The organism is Caballeronia sp. J97, from assembly GCF_905220305.1.
Lineage (GTDB): Bacteria > Pseudomonadota > Gammaproteobacteria > Burkholderiales > Burkholderiaceae > Caballeronia.
Map to the genome: position 1 here is coordinate 17385 of NZ_CAJMZL010000002.1, position 17974 is coordinate 35358.

The following is a 17974-nucleotide window of genomic DNA, read 5'->3' on the forward strand; positions in this document are numbered from 1 at the left end:
GAACGGCCGGCTACACGAGGAACGCGCGAGGACTCGAAGACGCTTCGACCCGGCTTCGTCACGGCCGAAGTTCGAGAGAAGCGTCGATGAGATCCGGGCAACGTCTTGTCTACCCGTTTCGACTCTTTGAAGGACCATGCCATGTGCGGCATCGTAGGTGTAGTTTCCCAAAGTCCCGTCAATCAGCTGATCTATGACAGCCTGCTCCTGCTCCAGCATCGCGGACAGGACGCGGCGGGCATCGCCACGGCGAACGGCAATAACTTCCACATGCACAAGGCCAACGGCATGGTGCGCGACGTGTTCCGCACGCGCAACATGCGCAGCCTGCCGGGCAATGTCGGCATCGGCCAGGTGCGTTATCCGACCGCCGGTTCCGCATCCAGCGAGGAAGAAGCCCAGCCGTTCTACGTGAATGCGCCGTTCGGCATCATTCTCGCGCATAACGGCAATCTCACGAACTGGATGCAGCTGAAGGACGAGATGTTCCGCATCGACCGCCGGCACATCAACACCGCATCCGACACCGAAGTGCTCCTCAACGTGTTCGCGCACGAACTGCAGCTTGCCAGCTCGGGCCTGCAACTCGACGCCACCGCGCTGTGGAAGGCCGTCGCGGGCGTGCATCGCCGCGTGAAGGGCTCGTATGCGATCGTCTCGCTGATCGCGGGCTACGGGCTCGTCGCGTTCCGCGATCCGTTCGGCATTCGTCCGCTCGTGCTCGGCAAGCTGGAAACATCGACGGGCGTCGAATGGATGGTCGCGTCGGAGTCGGTGGCGATCGAAGGCATCGGCTTCGAATTCGTGCGTGACGTGGAGCCGGGCGAAGCGATCTTCATCGATGCGGAAGGCAATCTGCACAGCCATCAATGCGCCGAGAAGCCGGAACTCAACCCGTGCATTTTCGAGCTCGTGTACCTCGCGCGTCCGGACTCGTGCCTCGACGGCGTGCCGGTTTACAACGCGCGCCTGCGCATGGGCGATTACCTCGCCGAGAAGATCAAGCGCGTGCTGCCGGACGTGCCGATCGACGTCGTAATGCCGATTCCCGATTCGTCGCGTCCCGCCGCGATGCAGGTCGCCGCGAAGCTCGGCGTCGAGTATCGCGAGGGCTTCTTCAAGAACCGCTACGTTGGCCGCACCTTCATCATGCCGGGCCAGGCGGTGCGCAAGAAGTCGGTGCGCCAGAAGCTCAATGCGATGGGCATCGAGTTCAAGGGCAAGAACGTGTTGATCGTCGACGATTCCATCGTGCGCGGCACGACTTCGCATGAAATCGTGCAGATGGCCCGCGATGCCGGCGCGAACAAGGTGATCTTCGCGTCTGCCGCGCCGCCGGTGAAGTTCCCGAACGTGTACGGCATCGACATGCCGACGCGCGGCGAACTGGTCGCGCATGGCCGCAGCGACGAGGAAGTGGCGCGCATGATCGGCGCCGACTATCTCGTGTATCAGGACGTGGAAGACCTGAAGAGCGCGATCCGCGACATCAACCCGGCGCTGAAGGAGTTCGAGGCATCGTGCTTCGACGGCAACTACATCACCGGCGACGTGACGACCGACTACCTCGATCGCATCGAGTCCGCGCGTCTCGCGCCGCAATCGCAGTCGGATCGCGATGCGGCAAGCGAAGCGCAGGAAGGCGGCATGGCGCGCTCGCAGTTGCATCTGCAACTATCGGTCGAGTAAGTCTTCGGCGCTTCAATCGAGCCCGCTTCGTCTGCAAGGACCAAGCGGGCTTTTTTGCGTCGCGAGCCTGAAAACAACGGAGAAAAGCATGGACGACCACCTTAGCTTCGATACGCTCGCCGTGCGCGCCGGCACCTTGCGCAGCGAGTTCAACGAGCATGCCGAAGCGCTCTTTCTCACGTCGAGCTTCTGCTTTTCGAGCGCGGCGGAAGCGGCCGAGCGCTTCAAAAACGCGGAAGAAGCGTACACGTACTCGCGCTTCACCAACCCGACCGTCACGATGTTCCAGAACCGTCTTGCCGCGCTCGAAGGCGGCGAGGCGTGCATGGCGACGGCATCGGGCATGTCGGCGATATTGTCCGTCGTGATGGCGTCGATGCAGCAGGGCGATCACATCGTCAGCTCGAAGAGTCTGTTCGGCTCGACGATCGGCATGTTCACACAGATCTTCCCGAAGTTTGGCATCACGACGACGTTCGTGGATCCGACCAGACCCGACGAATGGCAAGCGGCCGCGACGCCGGAAACGAAGATGTTCTTCCTGGAGACGCCGTCGAATCCGCTGACGGAGATCGCCGACATCGAGGCGATCGCGAAGATCGCGAAGCAGAACGGCGCGCTGTTCGTCGTCGATAACTGCTTTTGCAGTCCGGCCTTGCAGCAGCCGCTCAAACTCGGCGCGGACGTCGTGATGCATTCGGCCACGAAGTTTCTCGATGGTCAGGGCCGCGTGCTCGGCGGCGCGCTGGTCGGCTCCAGGCGCTTCATCATGGAGACGGTGTTCCCGTTCGTGCGCAGCGCCGGTCCGACGATGTCCGCGTTCAATGCATGGGTGCTGTTGAAAGGCATGGAAACGCTCGCGTTGCGCGTCGAGAGGCAATCGGCCAATGCGCTGGAAATCGCGCGCTGGCTCGAAGCGCATCCCGCCGTGAATCGCGTGTTCTATCCAGGGCTCGAATCGCATCCGCAGCATGCGATCGCGAAGAAGCAGCAGAAGGCGGGCGGTGCGATCGTGTCGTTCGAACTGAAGGGCGACACGCGAGAGCAGCAGCGCGCGAATGCATGGCGCGTGATCGACGGCACGAATCTGTGCTCGATCACCGGCAATCTCGGCGACACGCGCACGACGATCACGCATCCGTCGACGACGACGCACGGGCGTCTTGCGCCCGAAGTGCGCGAGGCGGCGGGCATACGCGAAGGGCTGATTCGTCTTGCAGTGGGGCTCGAGGATCCGGACGACATACGCGCCGATCTGGCGCGCGGTCTGAGTTAAGCGCCGCGTGGCGACTTGAAGCCGCCGCTGCGCCATTGTCCCGGCGATATGCCGAAGCGTTTCGAGAACGCATGCGTGAACGCGCTCTGATCCGCGAAGCCGACATCGAGCGCGATGCCGGTGAGCGACGCGCGCGGATCGGCGAGCAGCGTCAACGCGGTGTCGAGCCGCAGACGATGCAGATAGCGATGCGGCGTCTCGCCGAATGCCTCGTTGAAGAGTTGATGAAAGCGCCGCATGCCGAAGCCGCAGTGCGCGGCGAGATCGGCGATACGCAGCGGCTCGGACAGATGCACACGCAACCATCGGTCGATGCGCGCGAAGTCGAGTCCGCGCATTGCGTCGATGGAATCGTCCGTGTCGCGCATCAGCGCGCCGCATAGGTGCGCGGCGGCCTGCCATGCGAAGCGGTCGGCCTGATGGGAAGCGCCGGAATGCGCGCGACGGGCGACATCGGCGACGGCTTGCATGATGCGCGGATCGATCGCGATCGCGCGGGCCCGCTCGAAGTAGCGCTCGGGCACCGCGACGGACGCGGCGGGCAGATCGAGCACCAACTGGCGGTTATCGCCCTCGGCCCAGTAGTCGTGGCGCGCGCCCGCCGGAATGATCCATGCGCCGCCGCAATCGATGCGCGCGCCGTTGCCGTCGACGGCCATCTCCATCGACCCGTCGACGCCGAGCACGATCTGATGAAAGTCGTGCACGTCGGACGCCTGCGCCGCCTCATAGCGGCGCAGCGACACGGCGGGGCGATGCAGCGGCGCGCTCATGCCGTTCAAACTCAGACGTCGAGCAGTTCCACTTCGAACACGAGCGTCGCGTTCGGCGGAATCACGCCGCCCGCGCCGCGCGCGCCATAGCCGAGTTGCGGCGGAATCGTGAGACGGCGCACGCCGCCCACTTTCATGCCCTGGACGCCTTCGTCCCAGCCCTTGATGACCATGCCGCCGCCCAGCACGAAGGCGAACGGGTCGTTGCGGTCCTTGCTCGAATCGAATTTTTGGCCGTCCGTAAGCCAGCCCGTGTAGTGCACGCTGACCGTCTTGCCCGCGACGGCTTCAGCGCCTTCGCCAACGGTGACGTCTTCGTATTTGAGACCGGAATCGGTCGTGACAATCGACATGGTTGCTCCCTGGTTGCCCGGCCATCGACGAAGGATGAGCCGGTGGTCGAAACCGACATTGTAGAACGTCACAGGGAAGCGGGGCGGCGCTCGCGGGCGCCGCCTTTGATCGGCGGCTCAGAGATGACGGCCGGGCGGACCGAAGCGCGAGCCGATGCGCGAGCCGATTTCTGGCCTCACGTGTCTGCCGATCGCGGTGCCGATCGAGGCGCCGTCCTGCGAGTCGCGCATCGCGACCGCGGCGGCCTTGTCGCCGACCTGCTGCCTGGCGACCTTCAGCGCGCGCACGCGGACGTAGGCCATCGCCACCAGTGTCCAGGGCGCGAGATAGGCGAACTCGGGCACGGACACCATCATCATCGTCCAGGTCGCGGCGCAACATTGGCGCAGCGCCATGCCGCGCGGATCCCAGTCGAGTTTGAATGCGGGGTAGAGCATCAACATGCTGATGACGATCGTGCCGACGACGCCGGTATTGACGAGCAGCGTCGAGAAAAGATCGGTCGAACGTATGTAGCCGAAGCCGATGCCGAAGATCTGATTGAGCGGCGCCGCATGAAGCCACAGTTGCATCGACTGAAGGAACTGCACGCCGCGATCGGAACCCGACTCGGTTTTCGCCTCGAGCTTGTCCGTCACCATCTGCTTGAACAGATCAGCGATGTAGTCCTGCAGGAGATACGCGATCACGCACAGCACGAAGAGCCCGATCAGCGCCTTGACCGGATTGATGCCGAGCTTGCGCACGCGAATGAGCGAGTACACCGCATAGCCGATCAGCACGGTCGACGACGTCGTCATCAGGAGCGACAGACCGATGATCCATACCGGCCAGCGCACGCGCGAGGTCGCGTTGAAGTAGACCCAGAACGGAAATATGGACATCGCGTACATCGACGGCTCGCCGGTGAGCGCTTTCAGCCGCTGGACCGGAAAGCCCTTGATGTCGATCTGCTGGAACGAACTGCCGTTCACGGTGCCGTCGGAGCGCACGATGCCCTTGCCGAACTGGTCGCCGAATGCGCGATTCGAAATGAAGTCGCCCGGCTGGCCCGTCACGATGTAGTAGGCCACTTCGAACATGCCGTACAGCGCGAGCAAAGTGACCGCCGCGAGAACCCACTGGTCCCAGGTCGGCTTGTAGTAGTGGTACACATACGCCGCATAGAGCACGACCGCCGCCACGTAAATGGACTGCGTGAACATGCTCTTGCGCATGATGAAGGTGAAAGGATCGGTGTCGTCGACGAGCGAGATCTTGCTGAAGTCGGGATCGAAGGGCGCCATCACGTCCGCGAGCTGCGAGGTGCAGACCATCAGCAGCCACACGGCGATCGCCGCGCCCACGAAATGCATCCAGTTCTTGCGCGCGCGCCCGCCGAACAGCAGCACGAGCGGCACGGAGAGAAAGCACATCAGATAGCCGATCGTCGTGCCTTGAATCGATGGCATGACGAGAAACGACGTCACCGGCATCGCGAAGGCCCAGATTCGGTAGTAGAGGTCGGTCAGCGCCGCTTTTTCTTTCATCATCGATGGTTGGATGCGCCCGCTTCGAAACGGGCATCGGTTGTTATCGGTGTCGTACCGTACACGGCAGGAACAAAGCAAGCCCTGCGCCCGCCGGCTCGTTCATCGGTTTTCGCGGCGCGAGGATCGCGCTTAGCCGCGAGGCCGGAAAGACGCGAGCAGAGCGATCACGATCACCAGCGCCGGACGCAGCCAGATGCGCGGCGCAGGCCCGACCGGATCGGGCTCCGGATTGCGCGTGCGATGAAAATCGCAATGCGGACACACGCTCAGATAAGCGCCCACCTGCCTGCGGCAGCGCGGGCATTGCACGAGCCGATGCCTGAAGGAAAAACGTCCGCTCATATGCGTCTCTCTCATCGACCCGGTTGACGACGCGAGGGCGTCGATACCCCGTGACCCATGCAAGCGGACCAAGACGTATGAACGATCGTTCGGGTCGCTGCGGATGGGCACATCTCGACAGACACCACTGCTACAACGTCAAGCGCCGCGTGACGGGCACGCGGCGCGATTCCTTCAACCGCTGCGCTTCATTATGCGCGCGCGGTCAGTTCATCGACTTGAACGTGCTCGTATAAGCCGCCGCGTAGCCATAACTGCGGCGATTGCTCGGGCGGCGCGGAATCGCGTTGAATACCGAGCCGACGAGCCTGCCGCCCGAGCGCTGCACCTTCTTGACGGTTTCCTCGATCTCTTCCTCGCTCTGGATGCCCGAGCGCAGCACGAGCACGGTCGAACCCGCGTCGCTCGCGACGATCGCCGCATCGGTCACGACGAGGAACGGCGGCGTATCGACGATCACGAGGTCGAACTGTTCGCTCATGCGCGCGAGCATGTTGCGGAAGCCCGGCATCATCAGCAGCTCGGACGGGTTCTCCGGATAGCCGCCGCACGACATGAACGAAAGCCCCGGCACGCCAACATAGCGGATCGCATCGCCGAGCGCGAGTTCGCCCTTCAGCACTTCCGAGAGACCGCCCGGATTCGACTGCTTGAAGAACGACGCGATGTGGCCGCGGCGCATGTCGCCGTCGATCAGCAGCACGCGCAGGCCGATCTCCGCGAGCAGCACCGAGAGGTTCGCCGCGACGAAGCTCTTGCCCGCCGACGGAATCGGGCCAGTCAGCATCACGATATTGTTCGGCGCATTGGCGAGATCGCGATATAGCTCGGTACGCACCGCGCGCAGCGCCTCGACGGCGGGATCGTGCGGGAAGCGCGTCGCGAGCACGCGGGCGTCGCGATCCGTGTCGGCCACGTGCGGCATTGCGAACGCGTCGTGCTCCGGCAGGTGAACATGCGGCAGCGCCTTCGGCGGCCCGCCGTTCTGGGCGCCGGAGAAGGTGAGCGGCGCATGTTCCACCGGCGAGACGGCGATCTCGTGATCGAGCATGGCCTGTTGCCGGCTATACAGCACTTCGCCCAGCACGGGCACCGACAGACGGCGCTCGACGAACATCGGATCGGTCACGCCGATCATCGCGTGGCGGCGCAGGAAGATGAAGAACGTGCCGATGAAGAAGCCTAGGCCCGTGCCCGCGGCGATCACGAGCGACTTGTTCGGCTTCACCGGACGATAAGGACGCAGCGCGTTATCGACGATATGCGCGCCGCCGCTCGTGCTCGCGCGGCGCACCGAGAGCTCTTGCGCCTTGTTCACCATCCCCATGTAGATGGTTTCGGCCACGCGCGCATCACGCGTGAGCGTCGCGTTCTGGCGCTCGGATGCGGGCATGCTGTCGAAGCGCTGCTGGATCTGCTTGTTCGACGCCTCGAGCTCCGCGATCTGCTGATCGAGATTGACCACTTGCGGGCTGTTGGGCTGGAAGCGTTGCAAGGCCTGCGTGCGCTGCAGCTTCAGCGTCGCGAGTTGCTGCATCGATACGATGCTGCCTTGCAAATACGCCTGCGCTTCGTTGAGCGGCGTCACCGACTGCGATTTCGAACGGAACTGGCTCAAGTTGCTTTCGGCGCGACGCAGATCGCTTTCGAGGCGCGGCAATTCTCCGCGGATGAATTCGAGCGTCTTGGTGTCGTTCGCCTGACGCGCCTGCACGGCGGCGTTCAGATACGCCTGGCCGAGCGCGTTCGCGACATCGGCGGTGAGCGCGGGGTCGTCGGCGTTGAAGGTGATCTGCACGACGCCCGTGTCCTTCGCGGACTCGGCCACCTTCATCGTCTTCTTCATGAGCGCGATCGCGTCGAGCGTGTTGAGACGCGTCACGTCGAAATGCACGCCCGGATGACCGAGCGCGCCATTCACGAGAATCGACACGCCGTTCGCCGATGCCGGACGGCCGATGGTGCCGCGCAGGAGCAACGCGCCGTCGGGGTCGCGCAATTCGTACTGGTTGTTGTCGAGCAGAACCAGATCGAGCTTCTGATCTTCTAGCGCCGGCGGCACGTCGAGACGGCCGATCTGCAGCGACTCGCCGCCCCAGCCGTACGAATCGAGGCCGAACCATGCGGGAGCGAGATGCCCCTTCTTCGCGAACACTTCCGCGATCTGACCGAGCACGGGAAACGTGTTCGGCTTGACCTTGATGTCGAAGTGGAACTGCTTCACGACGGGCTCGAGCACCGAGCGGCTCTGCATCACGGAGATTTCAGCGGGCGCGAGCTGAGTTGCGGTGGGTTGAGCCTGCTGCATCTGCATCTGGCCCTGCGGCGCGATGCCGAGCGCGTTCGGATCCGGTGGATCCACGCGCACGACCACATCCGACGAATAGATGGGCTTGGCGAGAAATGCATAAGCGGTCGCGAGCCCGGCCGTGATCCCGATGAACAGGAAGAGGATGCCAAGGTGATCGCGCAGTAGCCTGAGCATGTCGCTCGCGGTGAATTCACCGTCGTCCCTGCCAGGGCGCGAAGATCCGGAGTTGACGTAGAGGGTGTTCAATGGCGCGTCCTCAGTTCGATAAGTTTGAGCGTTGTTTCCCGGGCTGAGAAAAAACAGAAAGCCCGCGCGACAAGTCCGCGGTACGTCCTACGTGTTGTTGGTCCGGCGCGTGGCCGTCGGAACTTCCAGACTAAAGACGCGAGAGGCTCTGAAAAGCGGGCGAAGCGCACGATGCTCCGGGCTCGCATGACGAAGCGCGTCGGCTCGTCGGAGTGCGATGTCTTCGAGAAGCACACTCCGTGCCTCGTAACCGCGTCGCGGAATTCGACGGGTGAAACTCGCCGATTCCTTTACGAAGCGCTTGCTGACAAACGAGACGTTAGGTCCGGAAAAAATAGCGTCAGGGTAATCTTCCGGGCCCAAACTGCACGCGTCTGTTAAGTACCGAACGTAATGAGCAGAATAAGGGTGGGCATGCCGCTTGCGCGGCCGCTCTTTCACGCGATAATCGCGGGTTTGGCCCATGATTTATTTGTAACACCAAAAGATTGAACTTTTATGGCATCGGGTTAGCCTTGATGAAATCGCGCACGGTATTGAAGCGCGACTTGCGCGTTTTGCCGTCATCGTGGATCACGCCGTAGTTGCCGTCGCCGCCGAAGCGCTGATCGTCATAGAGCTCGTACAACGTCACGTTCTGAATGTTGTAGGTCTTCGCCAGCGACACGAATCCCTTCAATGCATCCTTGCCGACGAGGTAGCCGGCCGGATCCGCATGCGTCGGCCGAACGCCGTATTCGGTGATCCAGATCGGCTTGCCATAGCTGTCGCGCAGCCGTTCCAGCACGTTGACCTTCTTGTCGCCGGCCGCCGTGATCGAGCCCATGTTCGAGTACCAGTGCCACGCGGTGATGTCCCAATGCGGAACCGGATGGCCACGCGTGCCGTCGGGCTGCGTGCCCGCATACAGCATGTCCGTAAAGCCGTAATGAAGCCAGCTGAACGACGTGAGCAGGATCTTCGCGTCCGGATTCGTTTCGCGTATGCCCTTGATCAGGCCGAGGATCGAACCGCGCGCCTTCATGAACATCGCGTTGTCGTAGTCTTGCGGATGTTCGCCGCTGCGGTCCGAGCCGAGTATCGTCCAGTTGTCGTATTCGTTGCCGACCTGATAGTACGTAACGAGGCCCTTCAGTACGCGTCCCGCCGTCTTGCCGAGCGCATAGCCGCGCTCGAAGGTTTCCTGTTCGTTCGCGCGCTTCTCCGGCTCGAAGGGCGTGACGAGCGCGAGCACGCCGACGCATTGCTTCGCCGCCGCGCGCGCGAAATTCGCGACCATGTGTGCGCTCTGCTCGCTCGATACATCCTGCGCATACATCGTGACACCGAGATCGCGGAGCTGTGAAATCTGCAGGTCGTAGTCGCTCATCCCGTACGCGCCGTGATGCTCGAGATGTCCAGCGATGCCGTAGAACACGCCTTTCGATCCATTGCCGCAAGCGATCTTCGGCGACGCGACGCTCGCGGCGCTTCCCTTGGCGCTCGCCGAGGTGCTGCTGTGGTAGGCGTCGGGTGAGCCGCTGCGCGCGTAGATCAAAACGGACGCGCAGCACAGCGCGCCGAAAAGGGATACGGCAACCAACAAAGTTCGCATCGACGTTCGGACCTCACGAAAGTGCGCGCTGTCATTCGGCCAGCACGTCGGAATGTTGTGGCTGCTTCCGCGCGCGCATGCCGCGCGCGGTCGTCTCAGTGCGGCCGCTTGTCGTCACGGCTTGTCGATGAACTGCATCAGCAGACGGGCGCTCTCCGTCCAGCGGAAGCGCTCGGCATGCGCGAGGCCGCGGCGCCGCAGGTCTTCGCTCAATTCGGGCGAATCGAGCAGCTCGCGCAGCTTGTTCGAGATGTCTTCGACCGAGTAAGGGTCGCAATAGATCGATGCATCGCCACAGGTCTCCGGCAATGCGGCCGCGCGTCCGACGAGTGTCGGGCAGCCATTGCGCATCGCTTCGAGCGGCGGAATGCCGAAGCCCTCGTAAATCGAAGGATAGAGGAAGCATGCCGCATTCTGGTAGAGCGCCCGCAGTTTTTCGTCGCTGACATAGCCTGCCTGCTTGATATTGGGCGCGCTCGACAGATCATGCGCCTTGCCGAAGATTGCGGCATTCTTCATACCCACGATCACGAGATCGATCGACGGATCGTTCAGGCGCATGAACGCTTCGACGAGACGCTTGAAGTTCTTCGTCGGATTCATGCTGCTCACGGCGAGCACATAGCGTTGCTTCGTGAGCTTCAGCTCATCGATCACGGATACATCCGGCGTGATGTGATCGAGATGATCGGCGGCGAGCGGCACCACGCCGATGCGCTCCGCCGGCACGCCGACATGATGCGCGAGCCGGTCGCGCGAGAACTTCGAATTGGTCAGCACGCAGCTCGAGGTGCGCGCGAGGATCCAGAACATCACGTGATACCAGGTGCGAAACTTCCACGAGAAGTGCGCGGGCGTATCGAACACCGCGGCATCGTGCATGTAGATGATCTGGTTCGCGCGGAAGATCGAGCCCGAGTTCGAGAGGTTCACGATACGAGAGCGCCCCGCGAAAAGCGGCAGGACGATCTGCTCCCAGAAGACGCCCTTGCCGAAACCGAGCTTGACGGTCTCGACGCCTTGCACGGGATCGAGCCCGCCTTGCGGCGGAACGGCGAGCGTCACATGGGCGCCTTGCGGCAACTGCCCGAGCGCGGCGACGAGCTCGCGCGCGACGCGCTGTACGCCGGTGGTTTTCTGGCTCGTGAAGCGGCCGTTATAGACGAGCTTGTTCGTGGTGATCGTGGTGTCCATGTTCGAAGCGTCAGAACTGAGAATCGGAGCTGGTTTCATACGAGGCAACCTCATTGGCGCCGAGCGGTTCGCGCCGGTGCTTGTCGGAGCCGAACTCGTACATCGAGAGCCATTGACGGAAGATCGCGTCCATCGAGAAGCGCTTGCTTGCGGATGCTCTCGCTGCGGCGCCCATGCGCGCGCGCAGTTCGGGATCGTCGCGCAGGATCGCGATGTACTTCGCCATCTCGTCCACGCTCGATGCGACGAAGCCCGTCACGCCATGCTGCACGACGTCGCGATTGCCGACCACATCGGTCACGACGGCGGGAATACCCGCCACCTGCGCCTCGATGAGTGCGATCGGCATGCCTTCCCAACGCGACGTCTGCACGTAGATATCGAGACCGGACGTGAGTTCGAGCGCACGGTCGCGCGCGACCCAGCCGCTGCACGACACGGCGCCGTTCGGCGTGCCCGCCGGCAACTCGTTCTCGTTTCCGCCGATCCACAGAAAGCGCACGGTCGGGTCATGCAACTCGGTCGCGAGCTTCACGAACGCTTCATGATTCTTCTGGAACATCGCGCGGCCGCTCATGCCGATGAGTATTCCTCTGGCGCCGGTATCGATGCGCGGCGGAATCTCGGGCACGTTGACGCCGTTCTCGATCATGCGCGCCTGGCGCGCGCGCATCTTCGTTTCGATCTCGGAGAGCTCGCTCTTCGAACACGCGACGATGGTGCCGCCGAGCCGCGCGGCGATGCGCTCGAAGCTCAGATAGGCGAACTGCTTTGCGGGCGATACGTCGCGGCGCAGAAACGCGAGGCCATGCGGCGAATAGAACACGCGTGCACGCGGCGCGGCGATGCGCGCGGCCGCGCGCCCGAGCACGCCTGCCTTCGACGAATGCAGATGGATCACCGAGGGATCGCACTCCTTGAGCTTGCGGACAAGACTCCACAGGCTGGTCAGATCGTTCTTCATGCTCACTTCGCGAAACATGCTCACATAGGTCAGCTTTACCGCCGGATGAAAGAGCTTTGCGAAGTTATTCGGTGTTTCCTGCCGGATGGAATGAAGGATCGTTACGCCGACGCCAGCGGCCGCCGCGCGGTTCGAGAGCTGGGTCAGCATGGATAGCACACCGCCGCCGAAGGCTTCGGTGATATGGACGATCTCTTTCATGTTCGACTCTTCGATTGGCGTCTCGCCGAGCGCCCGCGGCGAAATGCAATGAGAAGGAATGGCCTGGTTGTTATGGACGTGACGTGAGACTTTTGCGAGGGGCGAGCGCATCCGAAGTGGCCGTGCATGGCCATCTCGAGGAACGCGAAAAAGACCGGGATATGCGTGTCGCAGTACTAATCGCGCGATGTAATACGCACGCGAAAAATACGCACGAGATCCGGCGCAGCATGACTCGTTCCTTGCGTACAGGGATGCAAGAACCCCATCAAGCTCGATTTCGAGCCTGGATTTACCTGCCGCAAGCTCCCGGCCATGCAAATTGGCCGGATGGGCGCCCCGATGTCGGTCTTTGCGAAGATTATTCTGCGTCGCGCGGTGAAACGCAGTTCAGCCGGTAAAACAGCCTCTCTGCAGCGGGACGTAAAGCCGATAGGTGGATCAAAGATCTGACGTCACTATGCTGACGAATACAGACTGGTGAAGGCTATTTCGTGGTGACGGCATTCTGCTGAGCAATCGCCGTTTCGCAAATCTGCAGAAGGATCTGCAGATCCTTGAGCGGTACCGCGACCGACTGCATGCGCAGGCTCGCGGCTTGGTCCGCCAGTCTCTGCACATGCTCGATCGACATTTCTTCTGTATCCATTCGGCAGCTCTCTTAATTAAATACTGTTCGAGCCAATAAGATATCGGCTCGAACTGCATGGGTCGGTTCGTTGACTCACATACTTAAATGCAACTTTAAAGTAAGGCGCAAGTCGAAAGCGGCGCCGCCGCGCCCCTGAGGTGCAAAACAAAACTGACTTAATGCCGCTAATTGATAAAGGCGTTACCAAATAGAATCATTTGTTACTTTTCATAACACGTCAATTTCACGATTTCTCCGCATGAATGTGCAATGCGCGTATTCGCTTTTGCACGCTTCATATTTCGGCATACGGTTCAGGTCGTTTCCGAGCCTGCGCCTCCGGTAATCGGACGTGGACGCTTGAGCAAGGGTACGCCTTGCAGATGCAGCGTGAAGGCCATCGCTGTGGCCACCAGCGTCTCGACGATCAGCACCGTAGCCGCTGCACCCTGCTCGCCGAAGAGCTTTGCCAGCACGGCAAGCAAGCCGAAATTCAACACCGCCGAAGCCATCAGCACGCGACTGAACTGCGCCTTCATACCGAGCGGAAGCATGGTCTGAACACCGAAGAGATCCGAGAGCCCGACCATCAGCGGCACGAAGGCCATCCATCGCAACACCTCTACGGTAGGCAAGAACTTCGGTCCGTACAAGAGTTTTACTGCAAGCGGGGCGCCGAAGAAGATGCACACCGAGATCAGCGACACGATCAAGCCTTGCACCACGAACATCTTGCGCAGGAAAGCGAACGCGTCGTCCTTCGCATGATGCATGAGAAAACTCACGCGCGGGTATGCCGCCGTCTTCAGCGGCTGAAGCATGTTCAACGCGGCCCGGATCAGCTTGTCGCCGGCGGCGAAGTAGCCGGCCGCGACATTGCCCGAGATGAACGTGAGCAGCACGATGTTGCTCGACGCATAGATATCGACGATGGACGTCGCGATGAACACGCTCCATCCGTCCTTCAGACGAACGAGTATGGTCCTGAACGACACGCTCACAAAGTCGATCTCACGCCGGAAATAAAGGTATGTGCAGATCGCGATGCCCGATACGAGCGGCACCAGCGCATTGACCGCCATCGCGATATATACATCGTCGTGCTCGCGCACGAAGAGATACATCGCAGGAATGCTGAGCGCACGTCCGATGAATACGAATACGCTCAACATGCCGAGATCTTCGACGCCTTGAAAGTACCACGTCGGAATCAGCATCGCTCCGATCGCCTGGCCATAGCCGATGATCAGCAATTCGCGATTCTCTTCCAGATAAGGTATGAAGGAGGTCAGCGCAATCACGACCAGCAGTCCCGCGAATGCGAGCGCGGCCTGTGTGACGATGGTCTCCCAGAATATTTTCGAGCGCAGTTCGCGGCTCTCGCGATTGATCGAGATCTTCGGCGTCGCAGTGAGCGAGAAGCTGTAATTCGTAATCGAAATGAAGTACGCGATGAAGGCGAGGCCGAATGAAAGGCGTCCATATTCGCTCGGCCCGAGGACGCGCGCGAGCCACGGCAGCGTCAGCAGCGGCGCGAGGTATGTGGATACCTGCAACGTCATCAGGATCGTAAAGTTCTTTCGAAATGAAGCCATTGAACGGTTTTTTCCCCGGCTTGAGCGCAGCGTGATTTTATGACTATGACGCAAGGCTACGAACCCTGCAGGCCCGCCCGTACGGGTGGGCCTTTTCGTGACAACGCCTGATGCGAATAGTTTCGCTCGTGCGTCTTGCCGTCGAAGCGGCGCGGGGCCAAAGAGGTTTTGCGCGCCCGTGCCTTGGCCCGGCGTCGGTTGCGCGGAATACGAACGGAGTGCGCCGGTTCCGGACCGTCATGGAATACCGGAGAGGACGCAAAGTGCATGCCGAAAGCACTTTAACAAGAGAAAAATGCATTCATCAGTGGGTTGGCACACGCAAGTGGCCTTTCCGAATGCGATCGTTCGGTTGAAATCCATGCAAAGTGCTGGTATGCAAACGTTCGCGTCGAGGCATCGCAATGGACAACCGCTGGACATGTAATCGACTGCAATCGATAAGGCGGTGCGCGCGTGCGCCATTCAAGCGCATGTTTGTCGATCCTTGTGCACGTGGATTGCTTCAACGCGGCGGGACGCGATGCGAACCGCTGCCGCATGCGTCGTAGGCGCTCACATATAATGATCTGCACAGGTCATAACGCGGCCCGTTCCTCAGGGCAGATGCGCAGTGCAGTCGCAGCGCATCCGGCTTTCGCGACATCAACCGCAATACCGATACACGCAAGGAACCATAACCGTGACAACGTCTTTCTCCAGTACGGTCGAGCCTGAAGGCGACGCGTCCTTCGATGCGGCCGTCGCAGGAAATGACGGCGTGCTGGTGCTCGACGCCGCCCAGCGATGCCTCTCCGTCGACGCCGTTCTCGCTCATCTCTTCGATCTCGATCCCGCCGCGCTCAGTGGCCGCACGCTCGCCGACACGCCCTTGCCCCGTCCGCTCACGGCCGCGCTCTCCGAAGCCGCCGACGCCGCGCTGGCGGGCAACGGCACGCGTCGCGCGCACGTGGAGCTCGGTGAGGACCACGCGTCGCGCGCCTTCTCGATCATCGCGCTGCCGGGCCCGGATTGCGTGACGCTGATCGTGTCGCCGGATGCGGATGCATCGGAGCGCGGGCACGGCGTCGCCGACCGCGTTGCACATCTGCGTGCCGAGGCTGCGCTTTTCATGCGCGATCACGTGCTGTCGGTCGTGTCGCACGATCTGCGCGGACCGCTCAACGCGATCCATAGCTGGGGCTATGTGCTCGAACGCAAGGTCGACGCCAACGATCCCGCCGCGCAACGCGCGCTCGCCGGCATCCGCTCGGGTGTCGAGCAGCAGGTGAAGCTGATCGAACAATCGGTCGATACGACGCGCGCCGAAACCAAGGCGCTGCAGGTCGCGCTCGCGCCCGTCGCGTTGCGCCCGCTTCTGGAAAAGAGCGCGTCGCTCGCGCGTGCCAGCGTTGCGGGTGCGCGCGGCGTCGCGATCGAAATCGACTCGCCGCTCGCGGAAGAGCAACTCGAAGGCGATGCAGAGCGCCTGTTGCAGGCGCTCTGGCTCATGCTCGCGTTCGCCGCCGAAGCGAGCCCCGCGAGCGCGACCGTGCGCGCATCGAGCAACATCGAGGGCAGCATGTGGCGCACGGATGTGCGTTTCACGGCATCGGCGCAGGCGCTCGGCGATACGGCGTCGCCGCACGTGCTCGAAGCGTTCGCGCGTCGCCAGGCGCTGGAGCCGCGCGAGGGCGGACGCATCGCATGGGGCCTCGCGCTGTGCAAGCGCGTGTCCGAGGCGCACGGCGGTGCATTCGAGCACGGCGATATCGTCGACGGCGCCGAGGTCACGTTGTCGGTGCGCGTGCCGGTCGCAGGAATGTAAATTGACTTTCGATCAGCTGTCACCCATATACTGACGCTTTCCACTTTCGAAGAGAGTTGCTTTGGCTCAGGTAGTCGCGCTGATCGGCGCATTGTTGCTCGTCGCGTTGAATGGTTTCTTCGTCGCGGCGGAGTTCGGGCTCGTCAAGTTGCGGGCCACGCGCGTCAAGGCGATCGCACGCACCAACGGCCTGCCCGGCCGTCTGCTCGCGAAGGTCCACGGGCAGCTCGATGCCTATCTGTCCGCATGCCAGCTCGGTATCACGCTGGCATCGCTCGGGCTTGGCTGGATCGGCGAGCCGGCATTCGCAACGCTTCTGCATCCGCTCTTTGCGCTGCTCGGCGTCGAGTCGGAAAAGCTGATCGACTCGATCTCGCTCTTCTTCGCGTTCTCGGTCATTTCGTTTCTGCATATCGTCGTCGGCGAACTGGCGCCGAAGTCGTGGGCCATCCGTCGCGCGGAGCAGGTCGGACTGTGGCTCGCCATGCCGCTTTACGGTTTCTACTGGCTGATGTACCCGTTCATCTGGGTGCTGAACGCGAGCGCGAATCTGGTCCTGCGGCCGTTCGGCATTTCGGGCGAGCACGGTCACGATGCGCATTACTCCACCGATGAGCTCAAGCTGATCCTGCGCGGGCGTCATCATGGCGGCGGATCTTCGTATAACGAGGACGAGTGGAACACCATCGCGCATTCGCTCGATTTCAGCCGCATGACGGTGTCGGATTTAATGCGTCCGGCGCATGAACTGGTGGGGCTGCGCAACGATTTGCCGATGCGCGACAACCTTGCCGTGATCGCGCGGCATCGTTTCTCGCGCTATCCGCTGTTCGCCGATGCGTCGGGCGAACGCGTGATCGGCATGATCCATCTGAAGGATCTGCTGCTGGCAGGCGATGGCGCCGCGCGCGGCTTCAACTTCAGCCTGTCGAAAGATGCCGCCGGGAAGATCGACAAGCTTTCGCGTCATGTGCGGCCCGTGCAGTACGTCGCGCCGAATCTGTCGGCGCTCGAATTGTTTCGGCGCTTTCGCAAGGGCGCGCCGCATCTCGCGATCGTCGGACGCAAGGGCGCGAAGCCCATCGGCTTCATCACGCTCGATAACCTGCTCGGCGCACTCGTCGGCCAGATTCACGACGAGTTCCGTCAGGGCGATGCCGATTGGTCGCGCATGGACGACGGCACGTTGATGGGCAAGGGAAGCTTGCCTGTGGTTTCGCTGGAGCGGGCGCTCGGGATCGATATCGACGAAGGGCGGGCGGAATCGGTCGGCGGACTCGTCATCAATGCGCTGGGCGATTTGCCGATCGAGGGGCAAAGGGTCGAGTTCGACCGCTTCGATATCGTCGTCAAGAAGATGAAGGGCCCCAGGATCGTGCTGGTGCGGGTCTATCCACGCGAAGAGGCGCTCGAGGAAGCCGAATGATTCTTGATCGCCGGATCAGGACGATACGCCGCGACTGGC

At 62.1% G+C, this 17974-nt stretch carries 14 protein-coding genes; 4 read left to right on the forward strand and 10 right to left on the reverse strand.

Features of this window, described 5'->3' with window-relative positions:
* Positions 1-141: 141 nt before the first annotated feature.
* Complete coding sequence (purF, locus tag U4Y90_RS04465; RefSeq protein WP_321792651.1) at positions 142-1689, forward strand: amidophosphoribosyltransferase; 1548 nt, start codon at positions 142-144, stop codon at positions 1687-1689.
* 88 nt (positions 1690-1777) lie between these two features.
* Positions 1778-2965, forward strand: coding sequence for an O-succinylhomoserine sulfhydrylase (locus U4Y90_RS04470; RefSeq protein WP_321792653.1), 1188 nt, complete (start codon positions 1778-1780; stop codon positions 2963-2965).
* Here the strand turns inward: U4Y90_RS04470 and U4Y90_RS04475 are convergent.
* The 10 genes from U4Y90_RS04475 to U4Y90_RS04520 all read right to left on the reverse strand — a co-directional run bounded on the left by U4Y90_RS04475 (position 2962) and on the right by U4Y90_RS04520 (position 14702).
* Positions 2962-3753, reverse strand: a complete 792-nt coding sequence (locus tag U4Y90_RS04475; protein ID WP_321793418.1) for an AraC family transcriptional regulator — start codon at positions 3751-3753, stop codon at positions 2962-2964. The genes U4Y90_RS04470 and U4Y90_RS04475 overlap by 4 nt on opposite strands.
* Positions 3750-4091 carry an FKBP-type peptidyl-prolyl cis-trans isomerase gene (locus tag U4Y90_RS04480; protein ID WP_035502329.1) on the reverse strand — a complete coding sequence of 114 codons (342 nt, stop codon included), beginning with the start codon at positions 4089-4091 and terminating at the stop codon, positions 3750-3752. The genes U4Y90_RS04475 and U4Y90_RS04480 overlap by 4 nt, the downstream gene beginning before the upstream one ends.
* Positions 4092-4208: 117 nt before the next feature.
* Positions 4209-5624 (reverse strand): hypothetical protein, encoded by a 1416-nt coding sequence (locus tag U4Y90_RS04485; protein ID WP_321792661.1) that lies wholly within the window; start codon positions 5622-5624, stop codon positions 4209-4211.
* A gap of 129 nt (positions 5625-5753) precedes the next feature.
* Entirely contained in the window at positions 5754-5966 is a 213-nt protein-coding gene (locus U4Y90_RS04490) for a hypothetical protein (RefSeq protein WP_321792663.1), read from the reverse strand.
* A gap of 205 nt (positions 5967-6171) precedes the next feature.
* Entirely contained in the window at positions 6172-8523 is a 2352-nt protein-coding gene (locus tag U4Y90_RS04495; RefSeq protein ID WP_321792665.1) for a polysaccharide biosynthesis tyrosine autokinase, read from the reverse strand.
* Positions 8524-9019: 496 nt separating this feature from the next.
* Entirely contained in the window at positions 9020-10117 is a 1098-nt protein-coding gene (locus tag U4Y90_RS04500) for a glycosyl hydrolase (protein ID WP_321792667.1), read from the reverse strand.
* A gap of 114 nt (positions 10118-10231) precedes the next feature.
* Positions 10232-11311: a glycosyltransferase family 1 protein gene (locus tag U4Y90_RS04505; RefSeq protein WP_321792669.1), complete on the reverse strand. Its 1080-nt coding sequence runs from the start codon at positions 11309-11311 to the stop codon at positions 10232-10234.
* A gap of 10 nt (positions 11312-11321) precedes the next feature.
* Positions 11322-12476 carry a glycosyltransferase gene (locus U4Y90_RS04510; RefSeq protein ID WP_321792671.1) on the reverse strand — a complete coding sequence of 385 codons (1155 nt, stop codon included), beginning with the start codon at positions 12474-12476 and terminating at the stop codon, positions 11322-11324.
* A 487-nt stretch (positions 12477-12963) separates the two neighbouring features.
* The gene (locus tag U4Y90_RS04515) at positions 12964-13125 is read right to left on the reverse strand and encodes a hypothetical protein (protein WP_321792673.1); all 162 of its coding nucleotides are present in this window, start codon (positions 13123-13125) and stop codon (positions 12964-12966) included.
* Between the two features lie 296 nt (positions 13126-13421).
* Positions 13422-14702: a flippase gene (locus tag U4Y90_RS04520; RefSeq protein ID WP_321792675.1), complete on the reverse strand. Its 1281-nt coding sequence runs from the start codon at positions 14700-14702 to the stop codon at positions 13422-13424.
* A 682-nt stretch (positions 14703-15384) separates the two neighbouring features.
* On the opposite strand from U4Y90_RS04520, the gene U4Y90_RS04525 reads away from it, so the two are divergent.
* Positions 15385-16509: a HAMP domain-containing sensor histidine kinase gene (locus tag U4Y90_RS04525; protein WP_321792677.1), complete on the forward strand. Its 1125-nt coding sequence runs from the start codon at positions 15385-15387 to the stop codon at positions 16507-16509.
* A gap of 61 nt (positions 16510-16570) precedes the next feature.
* Entirely contained in the window at positions 16571-17935 is a 1365-nt protein-coding gene (locus tag U4Y90_RS04530; protein ID WP_321792679.1) for a hemolysin family protein, read from the forward strand.
* The last annotated feature ends 39 nt before the right edge of the window (positions 17936-17974 follow it).